The following is a 24,813-nucleotide window of genomic DNA, read 5'->3' on the forward strand; positions in this document are numbered from 1 at the left end:
TTTGTTCGAATCTCACGCCTGATTCTGGGCGCCAGGCAGGGACGTTGTCCCGGGAGTGTCGAAAACATGGATGTTTTCGTCAAGCGTACATGGATGTATTCACAGCGGCTCCCGGGACAACGTCCCTGCCTGGTGCTTTCCGGAAGTCGCGGTTACCACCGGCTGATTTAAAAACAGATTTCCGGTAGAATCTCGCCTCTGATTTTGAACGCATCCATTTTCTGAGCGTGAGTAAGGATTTCATGGAAATCAATCCCATTGTTACGAAGATAAAAGACCTTCGTGAGCGCACTGAAGCGCTCAGGGGGTATCTTTGACTACGATCAACGTAGTGAAAGACTGACCGAAGTAGAGCGTGAGCTGGAAGTGCCTTCCGTATGGGAAGATCCCGAACGGGCGCAGGCGCTGGGCAAGGAACGCTCCGATCTTGAATTGATTGTACGGACCATCGACAACCTCACCTCCGGCCTTGAAGACGCCGAGGGGCTGCTCGAAATCGCCGACGAGGAAGAGGACGAGGGCACGGCTGCGGAGATCGAAGCTGATCTGGCCGGGCTCGATAAAGAGCTCGAGAAGCTCGAATTCCGCCGCATGTTCTCCGGCGAGATGGATGCCAACAATGCTTATCTGGATATCCAGGCGGGCTCAGGTGGCACCGAGGCTCAGGACTGGGGCAATATGCTGCTGCGCATGTACCTGCGTTGGGCAGAGCGCCGTGGTTTCAAGGCTGAGATCGTCGAATTGCAGGAAGGCGATGTCGCTGGCATCAAGAGTGCCACCATCCATATTCAGGGCGACTATGCGTTTGGCTGGTTGCGCACGGAAACCGGCGTGCATCGGTTGGTGCGAAAATCGCCGTTTGATTCCGGCAACCGCCGTCATACATCGTTCTCATCTGTCTTTGTATCGCCGGAAGTGGACGACAGCTTCGAGATTGAAATCAATCCGGCGGATCTCCGCGTGGACGTCTACCGTGCCTCGGGCGCGGGTGGTCAGCACGTTAACCGGACAGAGTCTGCTGTGCGTCTGACTCACAATCCTACCGGCATTGTCGTGGCCTGTCAGGCTGGCCGAAGCCAGCATCAAAACAAAGACCAGGCCATGAAACAGCTGAAGGCCAAGCTGTTTGAGCGCGAGATGCAGGAGCGTAACGCCGAGAAACAGAAGGCGGAGGACGCCAAGGCGGATATTGGCTGGGGCAGCCAGATTCGCTCCTACGTGCTGGACGACAGCCGTATCAAGGACTTGCGCACCAAGGTGGAAACCAGCAATACCCAGTCGGTGCTGGACGGTGACATCGACAAGTTCATCGAAGCCAGTTTGAAGATGGCGCTGTAAACAGCGCCTTCGCCATGCTAACCCGGACAATTCCCGATTTTGCGAGCCAACATGACTGAACACACCCCGAATGCACAGCCAGAGGACAACAAGCTGATTGCCGAGCGCCGCGCCAAGCTGGCGGAGATGCGTGATCAGGGCAATGCCTTTCCCAACAACTTCCGTCGCGACGCCACTGCGGCCGAGCTCCTGGCCAAATATGGCGACAAGAGCAAGGAAGAGCTGGCTGAGATGGGCATTCAGGTAGCCGTTGCCGGCCGCATGATGCTTGATCGTAAAGCGTTCAAAGTGGTTCAGGACATGACGGGCCGCATTCAGATCTATGCCTCGAAGGATGTCCAGAAAGACACCAAGCACTGGGACCTTGGCGATATCGTGGGTGTGCGGGGCATCCTGTGCAAGTCTGGCAAGGGTGACCTCTATGTCAGCATGGACGAGTATGTGCTGCTCACCAAGTCGCTTCGACCGTTGCCGGAGAAGCACAAGGGCCTGACCGACACCGAAGCCCGGTATCGTCATCGCTACGTTGACCTGATGGTGAACGAAGACAGTCGCCGGGTGTTCTACGCGCGCTCGAAGATTATCAGCGTCATGCGCCAGTACTTCACTGACCGGGACTTCATGGAAGTCGAAACCCCGATGCTGCAGGTGATCCCTGGCGGTGCCACGGCGCGCCCGTTTGTGACCCACCACAACGCCCTCGGTATCGACATGTACCTGCGTATTGCTCCGGAATTGTTCCTCAAGCGCCTGGTGGTCGGTGGTTTCGAGCGGGTATTCGAGATCAACCGCAACTTCCGTAATGAAGGGCTTTCCACCCGTCATAACCCGGAATTCACCATGGTGGAGTTTTATCAGGCCTATGCCGACTACAACGACCTGATGGACCTGACGGAAGACATGCTGCGCACCATCGCCCAGAAAGTACTCGGCACCACCACGGTGGTGAACACCCGTACCCTGTCCGACGGCGAAGAAGAATCCATCGAGTACGACTTCGGCAAGCCTTTCGAGCGCCTGACCGTGGTGGACGCCATCCTGCGATACAACCCCGATATCAAAGCTGAGCAGTTGGCCGATGAAGCCAGTGCCCGCCAGGTGGCGAAGGATCTGGGCATTCACCTCAAAGAAGGCTGGGGATTGGGCAAGGTGCAGATCGAAATCTTTGAAGCGACCGCTGAACATCGCCTGATGCAGCCCACATTCATTACCGATTACCCGAAAGAAGTGTCACCGCTGGCCCGCTGCAAGGACAACGACACGTTCGTCACCGAGCGTTTCGAATTCTTCGTGGGTGGCCGCGAGATTGCCAACGGATTCTCAGAGCTCAACGACGCCGAAGACCAGGCCGAGCGCTTCCAGGATCAGGTGGCCGAAAAAGATGCGGGCGACGACGAGGCCATGTTCTACGACGAAGACTACGTCATGGCGCTGGAATACGGCTTGCCACCGACCGCAGGCGAAGGTATCGGCATCGACCGTTTGGCTATGTTGCTAACCGACTCCGCGTCTATTCGCGACGTCATCCTGTTCCCGGCCATGCGCCCGGAACACAAGGCCGAAACGAAGAAAGACGAGGGCTGACCCATGCAGCCGGTGGAGATACTGGCAAGCCAGCTCAAGCCTAACCGGGGCTGGACTGAGCACCTTGGTAACGAATTCAGCCAGCCCTACATGCAACAGCTGGCTGACTTCCTGGCGGCGGAGGAACAGGCCGGAAAAACCCTGTTCCCCGCCAGCCACCATTGCTTCAACGCCCTGAACAGTACACCGCTGGATCAGGTGCGCGTGGTTATCCTCGGCCAGGACCCCTACCACGGCCCCGGCCAGGCCCACGGCCTGTGCTTCTCCGTACGCCCGCACGTAGCCACGCCGCCGTCGCTGGTTAATATCTTCAAGGAAATTCACGCCGACCTCGGAATCCAGCCCCCAGACCACGGCTGCCTCCAACCCTGGGCTGACCAGGGCGTGCTTCTGCTCAACAGCGTCCTAACCGTGGTCCAGGGCCAGGCTGGAGCCCACCAGGGCAAAGGCTGGGAAACCTTCACCGACCGCGTCATCGAAACCATCAACCGCGAACGTGAGGGGGTGGTGTTTCTACTCTGGGGAAGCTACGCCAAGAAAAAAGGCCAGCACATCGACCGCAGCAAACACCTGGTACTGGACGGCCCACATCCATCGCCGCTAAGCGCCTACCGCGGCTTCTTCGGTTGCAAGCATTTTTCCCGGGCGAACGAGTGGTTACAGCAGAAAGGGCTGCCGACTGTTGATTGGTCTTTGCCAAACAAATCGGAGTTATTGGAAAAATACGGGAAAAGTCAGTCGAAGGAATAGCGCGGAACGCAAAGGGCGGCCCGCAATAGCTAGGAACGGACAGGGGGCTGGGATATTTTTTCTGCCAGGAAAAGGTGTCTGAGCGCAGCGAGTTCTTTTCCAAAGAAAAAATATCCCAGCCCCCTGGCCAGCCCCCTAGGAATTACTGCAAAAGAGCCATAGCAGCTTCCATCTGCGCGTTCAGGTCCTCTTCCTCGCTCATATCCACCTCCGGATCCAGCCCAAGACGATCGAACGCCGAAACCGTCTTCCAGTCCACTTCCGTCCAGGGATGATCCGTCCCGGCAATCAACTGCAGATTGGCAATCATCACCAAATCCGCATAATCCGCCGCCGGCACCTCACGATGCAAGTTTGCGTATTCCAGGGGCACATTCTGAAGCTCCTTCGGGAAATCCCACTTCTGCAGAATCATAGCCCCGATACGCGGATGAAGCTCATCGATCACATTATCCAACATGATGCTGCTGATCTGGATATCCCGGTCTTCCACATAACGCAGAATCGGCAACACCCCGATCAGATGTACCAGCCCGGCCAGAGTAGCCTGGTCTGCCTTGAGATCGGTGTAGTGCTGTGCCAGTACGTGGCACACCCCTGCCACCTCAGTGCTCTTCTGCCAGGTGGCACGCAGGCGCTTGTCGATCATGTCCGACGTGGCCTGGAACATCTGCTCCATGGCAAGGCCCATCGCCAGGTTGCTGGTATAAGCCATACCCAGGCGACTGACCGCCATATTCAAATTCTCAATCGCCCGGCTGCCGCGAAATAGTGGGCTGTTGCAGACTCGGATGATGCGGGCTGACAGGGCCGTGTCATTGCTGATGACCTTCACCAGATCAATAATGGCCGAATCCTCGTTCTCTGCGATGTCGCGTACCTGGAGCGCAACTTCCGGAAGCGTCGGAAGTACCAGTTTGTCGTTTTCAATAGCGTCGGTCAGGTCGGTTTTTATGGTTTCTACAATGTTGGACATAGTCAGTTTGAATCCGCCTGTTAAGTGTCACCTGGCCGGTAGAAGGTCCGGAAGGCTAACATGTTCATGTATATGACGTACTTTATAGCAAATTATCGGGACTCTTCCTGTCAACTTATGTATCAGGCGTGTCGGTTTTTTCACGCTCCGGAACGAAATACGGCAAGGGGCGCAGTGACAGAACCGCGCCTGGGGTGCTCTCTGGTACCAATGAGTTCTCCGCCGCATCGTGGCGTACAACGGCCAGAATCTCCGAGTGTCCGTCGGAGAAGCGAACAGAATTCACGACATTTCCCACTGACCGCTCTCCGTCCAGTAGCGCCTCACCGGGAGCAGGAAGGGTGCCGGCGTCGCCGCAGGTATACCGGAAAAGGCTTTTCTTGAGTTGCCCCAGGAAGTGCATGCGGGCGATCACCTCTTGCCCGGTATAGCAGCCTTTCTTGAAGTGAATGCCTCCAACATGCTGCCAATTCAGCATTTGCGGCACAAAGCTCTCCGTGGTGGCGGTCGTTAGCGATGCTACGCCGGCGGCGATTTCGGAAGCCTGCCAATCGGCGAGAGGGGCTGCAGGAATGTCCTCCAGAGCCTGTTGCAGCGACGTGTCCAGATCACCTGTTTGCCAGAGTTCATAGCGGGCCATGCCTTCCGCTGTGTCCATTGTGCGTATCAGTCGGCCTCCGTTGATTTTCACGGAGTCTCCAGCGGCCGCGAGTGCCCCGGTGTTTCCAGGCAACAGCTTTTCCGCCGCTGCTTCGCCCAGCAGCCCGACGATTCGCGCGTCCGGCTCTATCTCCATCGACGTGCCACGGAATAGCATTAGGTACTTGCGTAAATGCGTCACCGTACCCTCGGAGAGTGCCGCTGGCAGCTCCATCAATACGTCATCCCCATCTCTTACTAATCGGGTCAGGCAATAGGCGCGCCCCTTGGGTGTACAGGCTGCCGCTCTTGGCGAATGACTCTGGGTGACATCGTCAATCTGCTGGCTGAACTGCCCCTGCAGGAACTTGTCAGTGCCTGGCCCGGCTATTCGAACCATGACACGGTCAGAGATGGAAACGCAGCGGGGTTGGGGAAGCGGATGGTTGGCCAACGAACTTTCGATGTCTGACATGAAACACTCCAGAGTCAGTGGATTTCCTGCGTTTGGCGACCAGATGCCTTGCTGCCAGAGGTCGGGCCCAGACGAAGCCAGACCCGAAAACGGCGGAATGCGTCGGAAGGGATGTTGCGAAACCGAGGCGTAACGGCAACCAGGACAACAGGATATGTATACGATGTGGTGCCGGAATGCCGCAGTTTCAAGATCGCAAAGTGAGCACCCAAACGACTTTCACTCTCAACCAGAACAACATGGGTCTGGCCTGAGCCAAGGCCCACGTATAATTGCTCGCCCTCAACCCGTAGTCCGGTTACGGCTGCCGGACCGAGCAGTAAGCCGGTTCTACGGTACTGGAAAACCGCGCCCACGAGTGAGGGGATAACCAGCACCATAATGAGGGAGCCGAACTCACTGGCCACGGCAGCTACGAACAGAGTCAGCGCCATCCAGGGCAGGGCGCACAATAACCCGACGGCGTGGGATGGGATAAGTGTCAGTTCAATCCGGCTGGACACGTTTCAGTATGAGGTCAACAATGCGTTGCAGGTCGGGATCTTCCGGGCGGCTGCGTTGCATGAACCACTCGAACATATCGGTATCCTCGCAGTTGATCAATTTCTGATACCGTGCCTGGTCCTCGGCGGGAAGGTCTCGATAGGCATTTTCAAGGAACGGTATCAACAAAACGTCCAGTTCAAGCATGCCGCGGCGGCTGTGCCAGTAGAGGCGATTGAATTCGGTGTTGTCAGACATTGATTCTCTCTGTTAATCAGTAGGCATTGGAGTGGAGCGAGCCATTCCCTTCAGGGCGACGACCGTCGGTAAGTGGTGGGAACCAGCACGGTATCCCTTGCCTCATGGAGTAGTCCGGGGAAATCCAGTGTGTAGTGCAGGCCGCGACTTTCCCGTCGCTGCAGTGCGGAACAGATAATCAGGTCCGCCACAGTCACCAGGTTGCGCAGTTCAAGCAGGTCGTTCGAGACCCGGTAGTTGCTGTAGAACTCGCCAATTTCCCGCTCCAGCAGATCAATCCGGTGCTTGGCTCTCTGCAGGCGTTTGGTGGTACGAACGATGCCAACATAGTCCCACATGAAATGCCGCAATTCGTCCCAGTTGTGGGAGATTACCACGTCTTCGTCGGAATCCCTTACCTGGCTTTCGTCCCAGTCCGGTGCTTGTGGCGGTGCAGGAATGTCCGATTCCCGCCGTGCTATATCCGCAGCGGCGGCACGGCCGTAGACCAGGCATTCAAGCAGGGAGTTACTGGCCATGCGATTGGCGCCATGAAGACCGGTAAAGGCCGCCTCGCCGACAACATAGAGCTGGTTGATGTCGGTGCGGGCGCGCTCGTCACTGAGTATTCCGCCACAGGTGTAGTGTGCGGCAGGTACCACCGGGATCGGCTCTTTGGTGATATCGATCCCGAACGTCAGGCATTTTTCGCGAATGGTTGGAAAATGCTGTTTGATGAACTCGGCCGGTTTATGGCTGATATCGAGGTACAGGTGATCCGCGCCCAGCCGTTTCATTTCGTGGTCGATGGCGCGGGCGACGATATCCCGAGGGGCCAGTTCGCCCCGCTCATCGAAGCGATCCATAAAGCGGGAGCCGTCCGGAAGTTTCAGCACACCGCCTTCGCCCCTCACCGCCTCGGTAATCAGGAACGACTTGGCATGTGGGTGGTACAGGCACGTGGGGTGGAACTGGTTGAACTCCATGTTGCCGACACGGCAGCCGGCGCGCCAGGCCATGGCAATACCGTCGCCAGAGGCTCCATCCGGATTGGTGGTATAGCGATACGCCTTGCTGGCGCCGCCAGTGGCGAGGATGGTGAAGCGGGCCCGGAACAGTTCGACATGGTTGTCTTCCAGGTTCAGTATGTAGGCGCCTACACACGCGTTTCCGGGCAACGCCAGCTTGCGATTGGTGATCAGGTCCACGGCAACCCGACGGGACATCAGGGTAATGTTGGGTCGCGCCTGCGCCTGGGACGTCAGGGTGGTGGAAACGGCGTGGCCGGTGGCGTCCGCCGCGTGGATAATACGACGGTGGCTATGCCCGCCCTCCCGTGTCAGGTGGTACTGGGACTGGTCATCGCGGGTAAAGGTAACACCGCTGTCAATTAGCCAGTTGATACTCTCGCGGCCATGCTCGACTGTAAACCGGACGGCATCCTCGTGGCAGAGACCGCCCCCTGCGTTGAGAGTGTCGCTAACGTGGTTCTCAAGGGAGTCTTCGTCATCCAGCACGGCTGCAATGCCGCCCTGGGCCCAGAGCGTTGCACCGCTGCTGATATCTGCCTTGCTGATGACGGCAATCCGCAAGTGCTCGGGCAAATTCAGGGCAACAGTGAGGCCGGCAGCACCGCTGCCGACAATCAGGACATCGAATTCGTAGGACTGTGGCATCGGGTTGTAATCGCGGGCCATAATGTGGATGTGTATTGAACTAAACTTTGCGCTCGCTGTCTATTTGGCCTGACGGGGTGCTCCCAAGTAAGTGGGAGCATTGTAGACTCATCGGATGCCGGACAGCAGCATGATTCCATTGAATAGCAGACAAGTGGGCCAGATGGTCGAACGCTATGGCAACCCCGGCACCCCGTCCATGAATGCGGATACAGAAAGACACAAGGAAGAAAACAGCGAGAGCCAGACAGACCTTCAACTGGTAAGAAAGGTCCGTCATGGTGACCGGCCCGCCTTTGATCTTCTGGTCGTCAAATATCAGTCCCGGGTTGCGTCGATTATCAGTCGTTATGTCTACGACAGCCAGGAGGTGATGGACCTTACCCAGGAAACCTTCGTCAAGGCGTACCGGGCGATTGACCGTTTTCGGGGAGACAGCGCGTTCTACACCTGGTTGTACCGGATCGCCGTGAACACGGCCAAGAATTTTCTGGAGTCCCGGGGGCGTCGTCCGCAGGGCAGTGCCGATGCGGGTGAAGCCGAGAACTATGACGACGGCTCTAGGCTCAGGGACAATGCGTCTCCAGAGAAGCTGCTGCAACGGGACCAGTTGCAAAGCGCGCTCAGAGAGGCGATATCAAACCTGCCGGAGGAGCTCCGATCTGCGTTTTTGCTCAGGGAGTACGATGGGCTGAGCTACGAAGACATCGCCGGTATTCTTGAGTGCCCCATCGGCACGGTAAGGTCACGAATATTCAGGGCACGGGATGCGGTCGATCGCCACCTGGGCCCCTTATTAAATGATTCCCGGACGTAATGAGGTTGCATCCTATGGATGATCGTCTCAAAGAAACGCTGTCTGCAATGATGGATGACGAGGCAGATGAATTGTCGGTCCGCAGACTGCTGTCGCATGCTGAGCAGGATCAGGTTCGTTCGCAGTGGCAACGTTGGCAGCAGGTGCGGGATCTGATGCATCAGGGCGGTGTGGCACCGGAGGCTGTGGATGTCAGTGCCGGGGTCAGGGATGCTCTGGATGGCGGCGGTGCGGTATCGCCTGCTGCGACGGTCGGATCGATGCCCCGCCGGGACAAAAGCTGGCATTGGCCAGCGGTTGCCATGGTCACTCTGGCAGCGGTGATTGGTTTTGGCGCCGGTGCTGGTTGGGAGTCCGCCGAAGACGATGGAACGATTGCAGCAGCGGGCGTTGCGGAAGAACAGGATCCGAGGGGATCGGCTGCCGAGCCGGTCCCGGAGGTAGCATTGCAAGGTCTGGATGAGGAGCAGTGGGAGCACCTCAGCCGCTACCTTCTTGAGCACGCCCAACATAACAGTGTAGGAGCCGGCCGGGGCTCGGTTGGTTATGCGCGGGTCGTTAGCGCGTCCGGGCCAGAGTATTGACGCTTCATGTTCTTGGGATACTGGCTGGAGTTAAACGGCTGATGGGCAGAATTGTAACGGCAATCCGGAGTCGATTCCCCGGTGCAATCAGGCATTGGGTGGTCATGTTGGCGTTTTTCGCCGGGTTGATGTGGCAGGTGTCTGCCAATGCTACGGAGAATGCCGGGAACAATGAGGAGCGCGCCGAATATTGGCTCGACCGCCTTGGTCCCTCCCTGAATATGACGTCCTATCGCGGCGTCTTTGTGTATGCCCGGGGCGATCAGGTCAGTTCTATGCAGATTGCGCACCGGTATCGGGATGGCGTGGTGGAAGAGCGGTTGGTTCTGCAGGACGGAGCCAGTGGAGAGATCGTTCGAAAGGGGATGCGGGTCATCTGTGTGCTTCCTGACCATGGGCGCATCCAGTTGGACCAGGTCATTCCGTCGGGCCCGTTTGCTGAGGCGTTTTCCCACCAGTTGATGCCGGTCAGTCAATGGTATCAGCCGGAGCTGGTGGGAGATGATCGTATTGCTGGCTACGATGTGGTCAAGCTCGGACTCAGGGCGAGGGATGATCTTCGATACAGTCATCAGTTGTGGCTGGAAAAATCCACCGGTCTATTGGTGAAAAGTCATGTGCGTTCCGTCGGTGGTGAGGTGCTTGAGCATTTTCAGTTCACCAGCCTTGAAATAACGGACTCTCTCCCGGATAGCGAATTTATCGTACGAACGGAGGGAGAGGCCATCAAGCGGGACCTGAAACCGGAACAGGCGTCGTCTCCCGCGGCACGGATGGACGGCTGGACGCTCGAGTGGCGCCCGGATGGCTTTGTTCCCGCTGCTTCACCACGGTCGGGTAAAGGGCAAGCCGTGGCGTTCTCGGACGGGCTGGCGGCCTTTTCGGTGTTTGTGGAGCCAGCACGGAAGATGGCGATGCCCACAGGCGCTTCGCGAATTGGTGCCACGACGGTGTATATGAAACAGATCAACGTCGATGACGTTGCCTTTTTCGTGACCGTCGTCGGGGAGATTCCGCCGACGACAGCCCGTAAAGTGGCCGAGTCGGTGAAGGTTGACGATACCCTGGCGTTTGGTGGAGGTCAGAAATGATTACTGAAACTGGCAGGGTAGTTGGTGTTGCCGGCGACAGGGTGTGGGTACAGACTATTCGCACAAGTGCCTGCGAAAGTTGTTCCGCTCGCCATGGTTGTGGTCAGCGCGCACTGGCCGGTGTCTCAGGCGGCAGGGCCAATCAGGTTCTGGTGGACAACAGCCTTGGCGCCAGGGTGGGTGATGAGGTGACGGTGGCCATTGATGAGTCTGCGCTACTTGGTGCTTCCCTGCTGGTTTATGCCCTGCCATTGGTGTCGATGGTGGTCGGGGCTGTGTTGGGGCACCAGTTGTCGGTCGGCCACGCAGCCAGTGAGGCCGTCGCCATGATGGGCGCTGCTGCGGGGCTTGCTCTGGGCTTGCTGGCCGCTCGCCAGGGGCAGTCACGTAAAACGGGAACCTGGGAACCGACGCTGGTGGAAGTGAGGCAGGGGGTAGTCGCTTCCCCGGAATGATGTTCCAACAGGCTCTGTTGAAATTATCGGCTTTGACCGCACATTGAGTATACAACGTCCGTTGAACAGGGGGTCTTTAATGCCTGAAGTAAAGAACGATCAAGACATGCTGCGCCGGCCTCAGCGCCAGGGTTCCATCGTGTTCGTCTGGTATCTCTTGTGTCTTCTTGTTCCATTGTCGCTGGCCCAGTCTGTCTCGGCCCGGAGCCTCCCTGACTTTACCGAACTGGTCGAAGAAAACTCGAATGCTGTGGTTAACATCAGCACGACGACGGAACCCAAGTCAGCCAATCGTGGCCGCTCAAACGGCCTCCCTTTTAACGATCGACAGCTGGAGCAGTTGCCGGAGTTTTTCCAGGATTTCTTCCGCGGTCCTCAGTCACCGTTTGGCGGCAGCCCTGGTGGATCAGCGCCGCGTCAGTCCATGGGGTCCGGGTTTATCGTTTCCAGCGATGGCTACGTGTTGACCAACAACCATGTGGTGGAAGGGGCCGACGAGATCATTGTGCGCCTGAATGATCGTCGTGAATTGCCCGCCAAGCTGATTGGCACCGACCCACGTTCGGACATGGCGGTCCTCAAGATTGAGGGCGGCGACGACTTGCCCGTGGTGCGGATCGGGCGCTCCAATGACTTGAAAGTAGGGGAGTGGGTTCTGGCCATCGGCTCGCCCTTTGGTTTTGATTACACCGTAACCGCTGGCATTGTCAGTGCCCTGGGCCGTTCATTGCCATCGGAAAACTACGTTCCGTTTATCCAGACCGACGTTGCTATCAACCCGGGTAATTCCGGCGGGCCGCTGTTTAACCTGGATGGCGAGGTTGTGGGTATTAACTCCCAGATCTACACCCGCTCGGGGGGATTTATGGGGGTGTCCTTCGCCATTCCCATTGACGATGCCATGAATGTGTTCCGGCAGCTCCGGGATAACGGATCGGTGTCCCGTGGCTGGTTGGGTGTGCTGATACAGGAAGTCAATCGTGATCTGGCGGAATCATTTGGCCTGAAGCGTCCTCGTGGCGCCCTGGTTGCAGAAGTGATGACGGGTTCGCCTGCCGAGAAGGCGGGATTACAGGCCGGTGATATTGTGCTCAAATACGAGGGAGAGGACGTTACGTTGTCTTCGGATCTGCCGCCGATGGTAGGGCGCACGCCGGTCGGTGAATCGGCCACCATGGAAGTTATGAGGGAAGGTCGGCAGATTACACTGGACGTTGAGATCGGCAAACTGCCGGAAGAGGGTGCGGAACCGGCATCCGCCCCGGCGTCAGGCAGCAATGGCCCATCATCGGCGCCCTTGGGGATGACCGTTGAGCCCCTGCCCGCTGAACTCCAGGAGTCACTGGGGGTATCTGGTGGTGTGCTTGTGACAGACGTTGCCCGCGGGCCGGCGCTTGATGCCGGTATCCGTCCACGGGACGTGATTACCGAACTGAACCGCCGCAAGGTGACTTCTGTAGATGATTTCCGTGAAGCGGTGTCATCCCTGCCAGAAGACAGCGCCGTCTCGGTACGGGTTGTTCGCCAGGGGCGGGCCACTTATCTGGTCATGAAGCCCTGACAGTAGATCCGCCGGCCCTGACCGGCGGTCACAAAACGGTACAAAATCGAGAGCCCTGCTGGAGGTCGTTTAAACGACAGCCAGTGGGGCTTTTGTTATACTTGCCAAAATAATCAGATTACTGGCCACGGATCGGACCTGAACAAAAATGATGAACAGAAAGGAACTTCCCCTCCGGAAACTGCTCCAGCTCCGCTATTCGTGGGCCGCTTGGTTAGTGTTGATCGCCTCTCTCGCTGTCACCGCCCTGTTGTGGCAAGTGTCCATTCGCCTGGTCGAAGACCGTACCGAAGCCCGTTTCAAAACACAGTCGCTACAGCTGCGAACCGCCATTGAAGAGCGCCTGCTGAACTATGAGCAGGTATTGGCGGGCAGTGCAGGCCTGTTTGCCGTTGCCGGTGAGGTGGATAGGGACGACTGGGGGGAGTATGTCGATAACGTGGATATCAACCGGTATTACCCGGGGATCCAGGGCATCGGCTACGTGCGGAGGATTGGTGTCCGCCAGATGGCAGATCATATCGCATCGGTCAGGAAGGACGGTGTCCTCAATTACCTCGTGACGCCTCTTGGCACCGGGCCGGATTACTACCCCATGGTGTATCTGGAGCCCGGAACCGAGCGGAATCGCAAGGCACTTGGTTACGATGCCTTCAGTGATCCGGTGCACCGGCACGCCATGGCGCGGGCACGGGACCATGCCAAACCAAAAGTGACGGGTAAAGTCGTGCTGGTGCAGGAGGAAGTGGCGGAAGATTAGGCCGGCTTCCTGATGTACTACCCGGTTTACCAGGGTGGAGAAGTGCCTGAGAGCCGTGTGGAGCGGCAGATGATGCTTGCTGGCTATGTGTTTAGTGCCTTTCGGATGAACACCCTCCTTGATGGCATTGTTGGCCTGATTTCGCCGTTCCTGGATGTGAAGATATACGACAATGGGGAGGTTTTGCGGGATACCCAGATGTATGGGTCAAACCTGGGCTCCCTGGATGAGAATTTCAGCTTTGAAATGAGCCAGACCATCACTCACGGTGGGCGTGACTGGCTGTTGCAGACCCGTTCCACCCCGGCGTTTGACTATCTGGCGTCTGATCCGCGACCGCCCATCGTTCTTGGTTCCGGCGTTGTGATCAGTCTGCTGATGTTCCTGTTTGTGCTGACCATGATTCGTGGCCGCATCATGGCGCAGATTGGTGCCGGTCGTTATCGGGCCATTACCGAAGGTGCGGCTAACGTCACGCTTGTGCTGGATAACGATGGCCGGCCCCGATACGCCAGCCCGTCCAGCCATGACATTCTTGGTTTCGACCCGGATAAGGTGTATGGCTTGGAGCTGGAGTCCCTCGTTCATACCGAGGACTGGCCGAAATTGAAGTTGGGATTCGATGAAGCCATCAGGTCGCCTGGCAAGCAGATGCCGGTTATCCGTGGCCGTATACGCGATTCGCAAGGCCAGTGGCGGGATATGGAAGGCACGTTCACCGCCATGCTGACGGTGCCCGGCGTGAATGGGGTTGTGTTGAGCCTCCGTGACCTGACCCAGTTGAAAGCCGCACAGACGGAACTGCACCGCCTGGCGTTCTACGATCCGCTGACCGGACTTGCCAATCGTCAGCTATTCCGTGACCGACTTAACCACGTGGTTCGCAGGAGTCGTCGCAGTGAAGAGCCGGCCGCCCTCATGTTCCTGGATCTCGACGGTTTCAAACGTATTAACGATACCCTGGGCCACGATAGTGGTGACGAGCTGCTGAAGAAGGTTTCCCAGTGGTTGGCCGGATGCGTGCGCGAGGAGGATTCGGTAGCCCGATTGGGTGGCGATGAGTTCGTGGTGCTGTTGTCGCGGATCAGTGGTCCCGATGATGCTGGGAAGGTTGCCGACGTCATTCTGCGGAGGCTGTGTCAGCGGGTTCGGCTCAATGATCACGAAGTGGGCGTTACCGTCAGCATCGGTATTACCATGATTCCCCATGACAGCGAGGACCCTGGCACGCTTATGAAGTATGCCGACCTGGCCATGTACCGGGCCAAGGAGTTGGGACGCAACACCTACCAATTCTTTACCCCGGCCATGAACATCAAGGCCGCCAGGCGCCTGCTTCAGCAGGAAGAGCTGGCAACGGCGTTGGAAGGTGATCGGTTTGTGCTGCATTACCAGCCCAAGGTGGACCTCGAAAGCGAGCGGGTGATTGGCGTCGAGGCTTTCCTGCGCTGGCATCACCCCGAGAAGGGGCTGGTCAGTGCCCAGCAATTCATTACCCTGGCCGAGGAAACGGGTCTGATCATACGCCTGGGTGAGCTGGCGCTGAGGCAGGCCTGTATCCAGGTTCAGGCCCTTGAGCGTGCCGGGTTTGAGTCACTGAAAATGGCGGTCAACCTGTCAGTTCGCCAACTGACGGATTCCGGGTTTCTGGATATGATGCGCCAGGTCATTACCGAAACGGGAGTGTCGCCAGAGCGGCTTGAGCTTGAAATGCCGGCGGAACTGCTGAATGAAGACCCGCGCATGCTCAGGGAGCTCCTGGTGTCCCTGAACGACATGGGGGTCTGCCTGATCCTGGATGACTTTGGCACTGGTTCCTGTTCTCTTGTGGCGCTCCAGCAATTGCCGCTTGATGTCATCAAGATTGATCATCGCTTCATTCGCGACATCCCCTACAACGTCAGTGCGACTGATGTCGCCTCAGCGGTGGTTGCTCTGGCCAGAAAGTTGCACCTGACCGTTGTTGCCGAGGGCGTGGAAACGCCGCAGCAGCTCAGCTTCCTCAAAAGCGCTGGTTGCGCCCAATGCCAGGGTAACCTGTTTAGTTACCCATTGGACGAAGATGCGCTTATCGGTTTCCTTATTAGGCAATATGAGCGGCCGCTGATCTCCTGATCATGGCAATAGCGGCCGGTAACCGGTAAAATCACGCCGTCGCCGGACTCCGGCAACGGCCCTTCCGGGCTCAATCCTTCGTCTTTTGCGAGTAATCATTGTCTGTGACTGAACTGAGCCGAATCCGAAATTTTTCGATTATCGCCCACATTGACCACGGTAAATCCACTCTGGCGGACCGATTTATCCAGATCTGCGGTGGCCTGACCGAACGCGAGATGGCTGAGCAGGTCCTTGATTCCATGGATCTTGAGCGTGAGCGTGGTATTACTATCAAGGCCCAGAGTGTGACGCTGAACTACAAGGCCCGGGACGGCATCGAGTACAAGCTTAACTTCATCGATACGCCCGGCCACGTCGACTTTTCCTATGAGGTGTCGCGTTCTCTCTACGCCTGTGAAGGTGCTTTGCTGGTCGTGGATGCCGGCCAGGGGGTTGAGGCCCAGTCAGTCGCTAACTGTTACACTGCTATCGAACAGGGGCTGGAAGTGGTGCCGGTGCTTAACAAGATGGATCTTCCGCAGGCCGAGCCGGAGCGAGTGGCCCAGGAAATTGAGGACATCATTGGCATCGAGGCTACGGACGCAGTGCGCTGCAGCGCCAAGAGTGGTACGGGTGTCGAGGATGTCCTGGAGGACTTGATCAGGAAAATTCCGCCACCCAAGGGTGACCGAAACGCGCCCTTGCAGGCACTGATTATCGACTCCTGGTTCGACAACTACCTGGGGGTTGTGTCGTTGGTCAGGGTGACTGAGGGCACCCTCAAGAAGGGTGACAAGATCGTTATGAAGTCGACGGGCAAGGCCTGGAATGCTGACAAGGTCGGTATTTTCAATCCCAAACCCAAAGACACTGATATTCTGGAATCCGGGGATGTCGGCTTCGTGGTGGCCGGCATCAAGGACATTCATGGTGCCCCGGTTGGTGACACCATTGTTCAGCAGAAAGGCTCGGAAGACATTCCGATGCTACCCGGATTCAAAAAGGTCAAGCCTCAGGTCTATGCGGGCCTGTTTCCAGTCAGTTCCGATGATTACAACGATTTCCGGGATGCCCTTGAGAAGCTGACCCTGAACGACGCCTCGTTGTTCTTCGAGCCGGAGAGCTCAGACGCCCTCGGGTTCGGTTTCCGCTGTGGCTTCCTGGGTATGCTTCACATGGAGATTGTCCAGGAGCGGCTGGAGCGGGAATACGACATCGACCTGATCACCACCGCCCCGACGGTTATCTATGAAGTCGTTACCAAACAGGGTGAGACCCTGTCGGTGGACAACCCGTCCAGTCTTCCGGATATTGGGTCAATCGAGGAAATGCGCGAGCCAATTGTGGAGGCCAGCATTCTGGTGCCCCAGGAGCATCTGGGTAACGTGATCGCCCTATGTGAAGAAAAGCGTGGCGTTCAGAAAAACATGCACTTTATGTCCACCCAGGTTCAGGTGACTTACGAGTTACCAATGGCCGAGGTGGTGCTGGACTTTTTCGACCGGATCAAGTCCGCCAGCCGCGGGTTCGCATCACTGGATTATCAATTCGTGCGGTTCCAGGCGGCCAACCTGGTACGCCTGGACGTGCTGATCAACGGCGAGCGCGTGGACGCATTGGCACTGATTGTCCATAAGGACCAGTCCCACTACCGAGGGCGCGCCCTGATTGACAAGATGAAAGAGCTGATCCCACGCCAGATGTTCGACATCGCGATCCAGGCGGCGATCGGGAATCAGGTGGTATCGCGGGTGACCGTCAAGGCGCTTCGCAAGAATGTCACAGCCAAGTGCTACGGTGGCGATGTCAGCCGGAAGAAGAAACTGCTGCAAAAGCAGAAAGAAGGCAAGAAGCGCATGAAGCAACTGGGCAATGTTGAGGTGCCTCAAGAAGCATTCCTTGCCGTATTGAAAGTGGATAACTAAAAGGCACCTGAATGGATATTGATTTCCCCCTGGTTCTGGTTGTTCTAACGTTTGCAACGGGGCTGATCTGGCTGTTGGATGTTGTATTCCTGCGTAAGCGCAGGCTCGCGGTCGCAGAAGGCGCCAGCGGGGAGGTTACTGCGGAGGAAGAGCCGAAGGAGCCCTACCTCGTCGATCTTAGCCGTTCGTTTTTTCCGGTGCTGGCGGTGGTGCTGGTGTTGCGCTCGTTTCTGGTGGAACCCTTCCAGATTCCGTCAGGCTCCATGCTACCCACCCTTGAAGTTGGAGACTTCATCCTCGTTAACAAATACGCCTACGGGCTTCGCCTGCCGGTTGCGGGCACCAAGATCCTGTCGGTGGATGATCCCCAGCGCGGTGATGTCATGGTGTTCCGCTATCCGGACGACGGCAGCACCAATTACATCAAACGCGTGGTCGGACTGCCGGGCGACCGTATCCGATACCAGGATCGTGAGCTGTTTATCAATGGCGATAAAGTGGAGACACGCTTTGTTGCCCGACTACCACCGGTGGAACTGAGGCGTGAAGACCTGGGTGACGTTGAGCACGACATCTTCCTGACCCTGGGGCGCACGGGGCGATCTGGAGAAGGTGAGTGGGTGGTGCCCGAGGGTGAGTATTTCGTGATGGGTGATAATCGGGACAACAGTAATGACAGTCGTTATTGGGGCTTTGTTCCAGATGAAATGGTGGTCGGCAAGGCGTTCGCGATCTGGATGCACTGGCAATCGCTCACCAGTCTGCCATCCTTTGACCGTGTGGGCGGTTTGGAATAAGTGCGTTGTTATTCAGGGGTGTATCGAACATGAAGAAGAACAGTCTTTCCTCCATGCACAGGCAGTCGGGTGCATCGGCGCTTGTTATCATGATTATGGTGCTCTTTTTCGGCGGCTTGCTGACGTTGGCCATCAAGTTGGGGCCAGCGTATCTTGACGACATCACCATTCAGGAAGCGCTTGAGAGCCTGGAAGGGACAGAGGATCTTTCCACCATGGGCCCTGCGCAGGTGAGAAGTCTGATCAACAAGCGCCTTAGCGTGAACAATGTCCGCGGTTTTGATGAAAAGAACATCACCGTTCAGAAAGACGGGGATCTGGTTATCATTAATGTGGATTACGAAGTCCGCAATAACCTGTTCCGTAATGTGGATAGCGTTATCCACTTTCAACATGAGTATGAGATGAAGGGCAAGTGAGTTCACAACCGGATCTCGAGCAGTTACAGCGACGCATCGGCTACCAGTTCAAGACGCCTGAGCGGCTGTTGCTGGCGCTGACCCATAGAAGTTTTGGCAACCAGAACAACGAGCGCCTTGAGTTCCTGGGTGATTCGATCGTTAACATGGTCATTGCTGAATACCTGTACCTGCATTTTGAAAAAGCCCGGGAAGGCCAGTTGAGCCGTCTGCGGGCCCGTATGGTCAAAGGTGTGACCCTGGCGGAAATTGGCCGCGAATTCGAGTTAGGCAAGTACCTCAGGCTGGGATCAGGTGAAATGAAGAGTGGTGGTTTCCGTCGAGAATCCATCCTTGCCGACGCTGTTGAGTCCATCATCGGTGCCATATATCTGGATAGTGACTTTCACACCTGTCGAGAACAGGTGTTGCGCTGGTTTGAGGTACGCCTTCAGAAGCTGGATCTGCAGGATACCCAGAAAGATCCCAAAACCCGGCTTCAGGAGTACCTGCAGTCACGGCAGTTTCCACTGCCTCGTTACGACGTCATTTCCGTGGATGGTGAAGCCCACGCCCAGACGTTCCATGTTTCCTGTGCCCTGCCATCACTGGACCGAAAAACGACCGGCACTGGCAATAGCCGTCGAATCGCCGAGCAGCAGGCCGCCCGCAATGCCCTTAAGCAATTGGGTGTGGAGAATGACTGATGAATGATGTGACCCGCCCGGAAAACCCGGACAGCCGTTGTGGTTTTGTGGCGATCGTCGGCCGGCCCAATGTGGGCAAGTCCACATTACTGAACCACATTCTTGGCCAGAAACTCAGTATCACGTCCCGTAAACCCCAGACAACACGTCATCAGGTATTGGGCATCAAGACTGAAGGCCCGGTTCAGGCAATCTACGTGGATACGCCGGGGATGCACGAGGAAGAGCCCCGCGCTATTAACCGGTATATGAACAAGGCGGCGACATCGGCTCTCAAGGACGTCGATGTTGCGGTGTTTGTCGTCGACCAGATGGCGTGGACGACGGCGGACGAAATGGTTCTGGAAAAGCTCAGCAGCCTGAAATGCCCGGTGATTCTGGCAGTGAACAAGGTCGACCGCATTGAAAATCGGGAGGCCCTGTTGCCACACCTCGATATGCTATCCCGGAAGCGCGAATTTGCCGAAATCATTCCGTTGTCTGCTCTCAAGGGGATGAACCTGGAGCCGCTGGAGTCTGCGGTCAATCGGTTTCTGCCGGAAAGTGTGCATTTTTACCCGGATTACCAGATCACGGATCGCAGCGAACGCTTTATGGCCTCCGAAATGGTGCGCGAGAAGATTACCCGGCAATTGGGGGCAGAGCTGCCGTACTCCGTGGCGGTAGAGATCGAAGAATTTCGCAAGGATGGTAAGACCCTGCACATTTCTGCGCTGATACTGGTGGAGCGTGAAGGCCAGAAAAAGATTATTATTGGCGACAAGGGCGAACGCCTGCGCCGCATTGGTCAGGAAGCCAGAACGGATATGGAGCGCCTGTTCGATAGTAAAGTCATGCTGAGGCTTTGGGTCAAGGTCAAGCGGGGTTGGGCGGACAGCGACCGGGCATTGAAAAGCCTGGGTATGAACGACTTCTGAGGCGTCTATGACGGGGCCAATGCAACAGGAGCCCGCGTATGTCCTTCACCGCCGGCCCTGGCGCGAAACCAGTCTGATGGTGGATGTGTTTTCCCTCAACGCGGGCCGGGTAACCGTGGTCGCTCGTGGGGGCAACAGCGCAAAGAGCCCACTCAAGGCACAGTTGCAGCCTTTCCAGCCTCTGCTGCTGGACTGGACCGGTCGCAGCGATCTGAAGACTCTGACGCAGGCGGACGTTCGCAGCGGTCCCTCCCTGAAGCGCACTCTCTCCCTGTACAGCGGCCTTTACGTCAATGAGCTATTGCAGCGTCTGCTGCCGATGGCCGATCCTCACCACCGACTGTTTGCCGCCTACATTGATGTCATCGCCGAGTTATCGAAAGCCGAGGATGTGGAGCCGGTTCTGCGACGTTTCGAGCAATCGCTGGCTGCGGAGCTGGGGTATGACTTCGTCTGGGATCAGGCGACCGATACCGGGCAGCCGGTCGAGGCCGGAAGGCTTTATTGCTATGATCCGGAGCAGGGGATTCTGGCCGAGCCCTCGCCGGGTGTCAGGCTCCAGAATCTGCCGGGCGGTACACTGTTGGCGCTGGCCGATGGCGACCTCGAATCCGCTGAGTGCCGGCGCATCGCCAAACGAGTAACACGGGTACTAGTGGACTACCTGTTGCAGGGCAAGGTGCTCCATAGCAGAAGCCTGTTCAGTCATCATCGAGGAGATCGTAATGACCTCTAGCTCAATGAAGCCCAGAGTCTTGCTGGGTGTGAATATTGACCATGTTGCTACCTTGCGTCAGGCCAGAGGGACCCGATATCCAGATCCTGTACAGGCGGCGATTCTGGCGGAAGAGGCGGGCGCCGACGGTATCACCATCCATCCCCGCGAAGATCGCAGGCACATCCAGGATCGTGACGTGCTGCTACTGAAGGAAATTCTCACCACCAAGATGAACCTGGAAATGGCAGTCACTGACGCCATGCTGGCGTTTGCCGAGCAAGTGCGCCCCGAATGTGTGTGCCTGGTGCCCGAGAAGCGCGAAGAGTTGACAACTGAAGGCGGTCTGGATGTGGACGGCCAGGAGGCGCGGGTGGCCAAAGCCTGTGACCGATTGGCAAAAATTGGTGCCGAGGTCTCCCTGTTTATCGACCCGGATGTGACACAGATCGATGCGGCGGTCCGTTGCGGTGCGCCGGTGGTGGAACTGCACACGGGGGAGTACGCGGAAGCGACTGACCCGAAGATTGTCGAGGTGGCTTTTAACACCTTACAGGAGGCGGTGGCATACGCCCGCAGGAAAGGGTTAGTGGTCAATGCCGGCCACGGGCTGCACTACCACAATACTGAACGCGTTGCCGCCATTGCCGGTATCAACGAACTCAATATTGGCCATGCCATCATTGCCAGGGCGGTGTTTACCGGGCTCAAGGAGGCCGTAAGGGATATGAAGGCTATTCTCGAAAGCGCGCGGGCCTAACGCGCTGAGTGTCGTTCAGTCCACGGTTGCCTGCTGTGGGTTCTGCTGCCGGAACAGCTGCTGCCAGTCGGTCTGTTCACTCCACGTTTGCAAACGTTCCATGGCCACAAGCAACTGATCTTTCTGGTACTCCATATCCGGCGCTGAGCACTTCAAGGCGGTTTCCAATTGGTTCGCGGCAGCACGCAGCTCCGGCACGCCACAGTAGCGCGTGGCGCCATGCAGTTTGTGGACGCATTCCAGAAGCTCGCTCATGTTGTCGCTGTTCCAGAGTTCCGGTACTTGGTCGATATCGGCATGGATCTGTTCAACGAGCATGCTGAACAGCTCCTCGGCCAGATCTGCTTTTCCGGCAGCCAACTGTATGCTTTCGGCCACGCTGACACAGTCAGGTTGTTTATTCCTGGTCGACGGGCGAACCGAACGACGTGTATCGCGTACTTCTGGTACCGGCAGGTGTTCACCCGCGGAGCTGGGGGGACAGGTATAGCCGGTGTAGTCGTGAATGATGTCGATCAGTTGACTGTTGCTGATGGGTTTGGCCAGGTAACCATCAAACCCCTGCTGGATCAGCCGGTCCTGCTCTTCTGCGAGGGCATGGGCCGTCAGCGCAATAATTGGAGTGCGATGGCTGGTGCCATCCAGACTTCGTAGCCTCTCCGTGGTTTCCACTCCGTCCATTCCGGGCATCTGAAGATCCATGAATACCAGGTCGAATGAGTGTTGGCGGGCCTTGCTCAGTGCTTCAAAGCCGCTGGTTGCGCCTTCCGCCATAACGCCGCAGTCGTTGAGCAGGGTCATTACCAGCTTCAGGTTGGCATCGTTATCGTCCACTGCCAGAACCCTGGGCACGCGTGTTGATTGGGAGGGCAGCTCGCGGTTAATGGTATGGGAATGATCCGGCAACTGGCGTTGCCGGTTGCTGATACCGTGCACCAGCAACAACAGTTCATCGTACAGGGATTCGCGGCATACTGGTTTGGTCAGGTGGCCGCTGGCCAGCCCCGACAGCGGCGTATCGTGAGTTTCAAGGGTGGGGGTCAACAGCAGTGTGCGGCAATCCCGCTCCAGCTCCAGTGATCTTACCAACGAACAGTACTGACTCGAATTCAACAGATGACGAGTAATGCCAACAATCGCGACGGCGTAGCCGGACTGCTCCTTTTGGGCTTCCTCGATCTGCTCCTGCATGGCACCCGGTGATGACGCCCGGTCTACCGTCATGCCCCATTCCCGGAGCATGTGTTCCACCGCCAGGCCAGTGGTTTTCTGTTGGTCGAGGTAGATGGCCTTTTCGCCAAACAGAGCGTCTTTGGGTGCGATGGCTTCGCCGGAGGAGGACAGTTCCGAGGTCAGGGTGAACCAGAACGTTGACCCCTTGCCGAGCTCACTCTCAAGCCCGATCTTGCCGCCCATTTCCTCAACCAGGCGCTTGGATATGGCAAGCCCCAGCCCGGTACCCCCATATTGGCGGGCAGTGGAAGCGTCGGCTTGGCTGAAGGCGTTGAACAGGGACTGTTGTTGAGCCCGTGAGAGCCCGACACCGGAATCGGTAATGCTGAGCCTCAGGGTGATCTGGTTGCTCTCTTTATCTTCTTCTTCAAGGCTGGCGCGCAGAACCACTTCACCGGTCTGAGTGAATTTGATGGCATTGTTGACCAGGTTGGTAATCACCTGCTTTACCCGCAGCGGATCACCCATGATATTGTCTGGTACATCGTTGTAGACCAGCGGGACCAGGTCCAGGTTCTTGCTGTGAGCGGCGGGAGCCAGCATTACCATAACTTCTTCTACGATGTCCCGGAGCTGGAAGGGAATACGGTCGAGGATGAGTTTGCCGGCCTCGATCTTGGAGAAATCGAGAATGTCGTTGATGATGGTCAGCAGAATTTCCGATGACTTGCGGATAGTGCTCAGGTGGTCCCGTTGCTGCCGCGGTAGCGGGCTTTTCAGCAGCAATTCGGTAAAACCGATGATGCCATTCAACGGTGTGCGGATTTCGTGGGACATGTTGGCCAGGAATTCCGACTTTATGCGGCTGGCTTCCAGGGCTTCCTTGCGGGCGAAATCGAGTTCGATGTTCTGGATTTCGATGGTTTCCAGAGTTTCCCTGAGGTCTTCCGTGGCCTGGTCAATGTTTTGCTGCATCTCCGCCTGGGCCTTGCTCAGTTCTCCAGCCATGGCGTTCAGGCCGGATTCCAATTGCTCGAATTCCGGGCCGGCGCGGGTGTAGACACGGGTGTCCAGCTTGCCTTCCTTGAGCTTCGCCACGGCTTCATTGAGTTCGAAGACCGGATCGGTGAACGAACGGCTCAGGCGCAGGGCAATCACCAGGCTGAGGAACACGCCACCGAGTACCAGCAGGAGGGAAATCAACAGTGCTTTGTAGGTTTCCTTCTCCGTGCGTATGTGGGACATCTCAACCGTCACCCAGCCAATCGGCTTGTTGCCTGCGCCCACGTTCTGGCGGGAGTCCGGGTCAAGCATGCTTTCGATCATCAGGTCCTGGAGGTAGACCGGTGTTACGAAGACGGTACTGTCGGGACGCGTAACCCGTACCGCCTCTTCGCCGGTCAACGTGTTCTTGCCTATATCATCCGAGCTCCCCGGGCCGCTATGCAGCAGCCGATTGTGCTCGCTATCGAAGAAGGTAATAGAGCGCACATCCTGTTCTTCCAACAGGGCGTTGGACAGGCTGCTGAGCAGACTTCGATTGGCAGTAAACAGACCGTATTCCGAACCCGCCGACAATTGGCGTGACAATGACTCGCCGCGATCCTGCAGCAGGTTCTCAATGTTGTTGACCCAGCTGTAGGTGAAGAACAGCCCCAGCATCAGTGTGGTCAGAAGGGTGGGGACGAGTGTCACCACCAGTACTTTTTTGCGTATGCCCCAACGCCGCATAGTGAGTTCCCGATTGACGTCGCCGGCCAGATGCCCGGCATTCTTCCCTGTCAGAATAGTTGATTCCACGCAGTCTGGCCGTGATGGCGCCCCGGTTATAGCCCACAGTCATGGATATAGCGAGAAGCCGTATTGGGAGACTGCGGATATTCCGCGTATCATGCGAA

The 24,813-nt window shown here is 57.2% G+C and carries 22 protein-coding genes and 1 pseudogene; 17 read left to right on the forward strand and 6 right to left on the reverse strand.

Features of this window, described 5'->3' with window-relative positions; all coding sequences use genetic code 11:
- The first annotated feature begins 242 nt into the window (after window positions 1-242).
- The 3 genes from prfB to ung all read left to right on the forward strand — a co-directional run bounded on the left by prfB (window position 243) and on the right by ung (window position 3,672).
- A protein-coding gene (prfB, locus tag AC13D2_RS16480) for a peptide chain release factor 2 (RefSeq protein WP_126810486.1) occupies window positions 243-1,338 on the forward strand; the annotation gives its coding sequence in 2 pieces (ribosomal slippage) (window positions 243-314 and window positions 316-1,338; 1,095 coding nt in all).
- 51 nt (window positions 1,339-1,389) lie between these two features.
- The gene (lysS, locus tag AC13D2_RS16485; protein ID WP_292047993.1) at window positions 1,390-2,922 is read left to right on the forward strand and encodes a lysine--tRNA ligase; all 1,533 of its coding nucleotides are present in this window, start codon (window positions 1,390-1,392) and stop codon (window positions 2,920-2,922) included.
- A gap of 3 nt (window positions 2,923-2,925) precedes the next feature.
- Window positions 2,926-3,672 (forward strand): uracil-DNA glycosylase, encoded by a 747-nt coding sequence (ung, locus tag AC13D2_RS16490; RefSeq protein ID WP_292047994.1) that lies wholly within the window; start codon window positions 2,926-2,928, stop codon window positions 3,670-3,672.
- A 142-nt stretch (window positions 3,673-3,814) separates the two neighbouring features.
- On the opposite strand, the gene AC13D2_RS16495 is transcribed toward ung, so the two are convergent.
- The 5 genes from AC13D2_RS16495 to nadB all read right to left on the reverse strand — a co-directional run bounded on the left by AC13D2_RS16495 (window position 3,815) and on the right by nadB (window position 8,158).
- Window positions 3,815-4,648: an HDOD domain-containing protein gene (locus tag AC13D2_RS16495; RefSeq protein WP_292047995.1), complete on the reverse strand. Its 834-nt coding sequence runs from the start codon at window positions 4,646-4,648 to the stop codon at window positions 3,815-3,817.
- A 115-nt stretch (window positions 4,649-4,763) separates the two neighbouring features.
- A complete protein-coding gene (gene ygfZ / locus AC13D2_RS16500) occupies window positions 4,764-5,762 on the reverse strand; it encodes a CAF17-like 4Fe-4S cluster assembly/insertion protein YgfZ (protein ID WP_292047997.1) in 999 nt (332 codons plus the stop codon).
- Between the two features lie 14 nt (window positions 5,763-5,776).
- Window positions 5,777-6,265: a hypothetical protein gene (locus AC13D2_RS16505; protein WP_292047998.1), complete on the reverse strand. Its 489-nt coding sequence runs from the start codon at window positions 6,263-6,265 to the stop codon at window positions 5,777-5,779.
- Window positions 6,249-6,503, reverse strand: a complete 255-nt coding sequence (locus AC13D2_RS16510) for an FAD assembly factor SdhE (RefSeq protein ID WP_300493248.1) — start codon at window positions 6,501-6,503, stop codon at window positions 6,249-6,251. Before AC13D2_RS16510 ends, AC13D2_RS16505 begins: the two co-directional genes overlap by 17 nt.
- A 50-nt stretch (window positions 6,504-6,553) precedes the next feature.
- On the reverse strand, window positions 6,554-8,158 hold the full coding sequence (nadB, locus tag AC13D2_RS16515) for an L-aspartate oxidase (RefSeq protein ID WP_300493246.1): 1,605 nt from the start codon (window positions 8,156-8,158) through the stop codon (window positions 6,554-6,556).
- A 199-nt stretch (window positions 8,159-8,357) separates the two neighbouring features.
- Here nadB and rpoE point away from each other — a divergent pair, with 199 nt between their 5' ends.
- The 14 genes and pseudogenes from rpoE (at window position 8,358) to pdxJ (ending at window position 21,742) form a co-directional block, all read left to right on the forward strand.
- Window positions 8,358-8,975, forward strand: a complete 618-nt coding sequence (rpoE, locus tag AC13D2_RS16520) for an RNA polymerase sigma factor RpoE (RefSeq protein WP_317308342.1) — start codon at window positions 8,358-8,360, stop codon at window positions 8,973-8,975.
- A gap of 14 nt (window positions 8,976-8,989) precedes the next feature.
- Window positions 8,990-9,559, forward strand: a complete 570-nt coding sequence (locus tag AC13D2_RS16525; protein WP_420390723.1) for a sigma-E factor negative regulatory protein — start codon at window positions 8,990-8,992, stop codon at window positions 9,557-9,559.
- A 128-nt stretch (window positions 9,560-9,687) separates the two neighbouring features.
- Window positions 9,688-10,650, forward strand: coding sequence for a MucB/RseB C-terminal domain-containing protein (locus AC13D2_RS16530; protein WP_420391198.1), 963 nt, complete (start codon window positions 9,688-9,690; stop codon window positions 10,648-10,650).
- Window positions 10,647-11,105 carry a SoxR reducing system RseC family protein gene (locus AC13D2_RS16535; protein ID WP_292048004.1) on the forward strand — a complete coding sequence of 153 codons (459 nt, stop codon included), beginning with the start codon at window positions 10,647-10,649 and terminating at the stop codon, window positions 11,103-11,105. Before AC13D2_RS16530 ends, AC13D2_RS16535 begins: the two co-directional genes overlap by 4 nt.
- A gap of 106 nt (window positions 11,106-11,211) precedes the next feature.
- Window positions 11,212-12,666: a DegQ family serine endoprotease gene (locus AC13D2_RS16540; protein ID WP_482938959.1), complete on the forward strand. Its 1,455-nt coding sequence runs from the start codon at window positions 11,212-11,214 to the stop codon at window positions 12,664-12,666.
- Window positions 12,667-12,817: 151 nt separating this feature from the next.
- Window positions 12,818-13,618, forward strand: a pseudogene (locus AC13D2_RS16545) (CHASE domain-containing protein); the annotation flags it as partial.
- A 225-nt stretch (window positions 13,619-13,843) separates the two neighbouring features.
- Window positions 13,844-15,541, forward strand: a complete 1,698-nt coding sequence (locus AC13D2_RS16550; RefSeq protein ID WP_482938960.1) for a putative bifunctional diguanylate cyclase/phosphodiesterase — start codon at window positions 13,844-13,846, stop codon at window positions 15,539-15,541.
- 104 nt (window positions 15,542-15,645) lie between these two features.
- Window positions 15,646-17,448: a translation elongation factor 4 gene (gene lepA / locus AC13D2_RS16555; protein WP_300493239.1), complete on the forward strand. Its 1,803-nt coding sequence runs from the start codon at window positions 15,646-15,648 to the stop codon at window positions 17,446-17,448.
- Window positions 17,449-17,459: 11 nt separating this feature from the next.
- A complete protein-coding gene (gene lepB / locus AC13D2_RS16560) occupies window positions 17,460-18,245 on the forward strand; it encodes a signal peptidase I (RefSeq protein WP_300493236.1) in 786 nt (261 codons plus the stop codon).
- Window positions 18,246-18,274: 29 nt separating this feature from the next.
- Window positions 18,275-18,664, forward strand: a complete 390-nt coding sequence (locus AC13D2_RS16565; RefSeq protein WP_420390725.1) for a DUF4845 domain-containing protein — start codon at window positions 18,275-18,277, stop codon at window positions 18,662-18,664.
- On the forward strand, window positions 18,661-19,350 hold the full coding sequence (rnc, locus tag AC13D2_RS16570; RefSeq protein WP_007152064.1) for a ribonuclease III: 690 nt from the start codon (window positions 18,661-18,663) through the stop codon (window positions 19,348-19,350). The genes AC13D2_RS16565 and rnc overlap by 4 nt, the downstream gene beginning before the upstream one ends.
- The gene (gene era, locus AC13D2_RS16575; protein ID WP_482938925.1) at window positions 19,350-20,267 is read left to right on the forward strand and encodes a GTPase Era; all 918 of its coding nucleotides are present in this window, start codon (window positions 19,350-19,352) and stop codon (window positions 20,265-20,267) included. The genes rnc and era overlap by 1 nt, the downstream gene beginning before the upstream one ends.
- A 7-nt stretch (window positions 20,268-20,274) precedes the next feature.
- Window positions 20,275-21,003 (forward strand): DNA repair protein RecO, encoded by a 729-nt coding sequence (gene recO / locus AC13D2_RS16580; RefSeq protein ID WP_482938926.1) that lies wholly within the window; start codon window positions 20,275-20,277, stop codon window positions 21,001-21,003.
- A 4-nt stretch (window positions 21,004-21,007) separates the two neighbouring features.
- Window positions 21,008-21,742, forward strand: coding sequence for a pyridoxine 5'-phosphate synthase (gene pdxJ / locus AC13D2_RS16585; RefSeq protein WP_292048043.1), 735 nt, complete (start codon window positions 21,008-21,010; stop codon window positions 21,740-21,742).
- A gap of 15 nt (window positions 21,743-21,757) precedes the next feature.
- On the opposite strand, the gene AC13D2_RS16590 is transcribed toward pdxJ, so the two are convergent.
- Complete coding sequence (locus tag AC13D2_RS16590; RefSeq protein ID WP_482938961.1) at window positions 21,758-24,646, reverse strand: ATP-binding protein; 2,889 nt, start codon at window positions 24,644-24,646, stop codon at window positions 21,758-21,760.
- Window positions 24,647-24,813: the final 167 nt, after the last annotated feature.

It is taken from the genome of Marinobacter sp. B-12 (assembly GCF_056857915.1).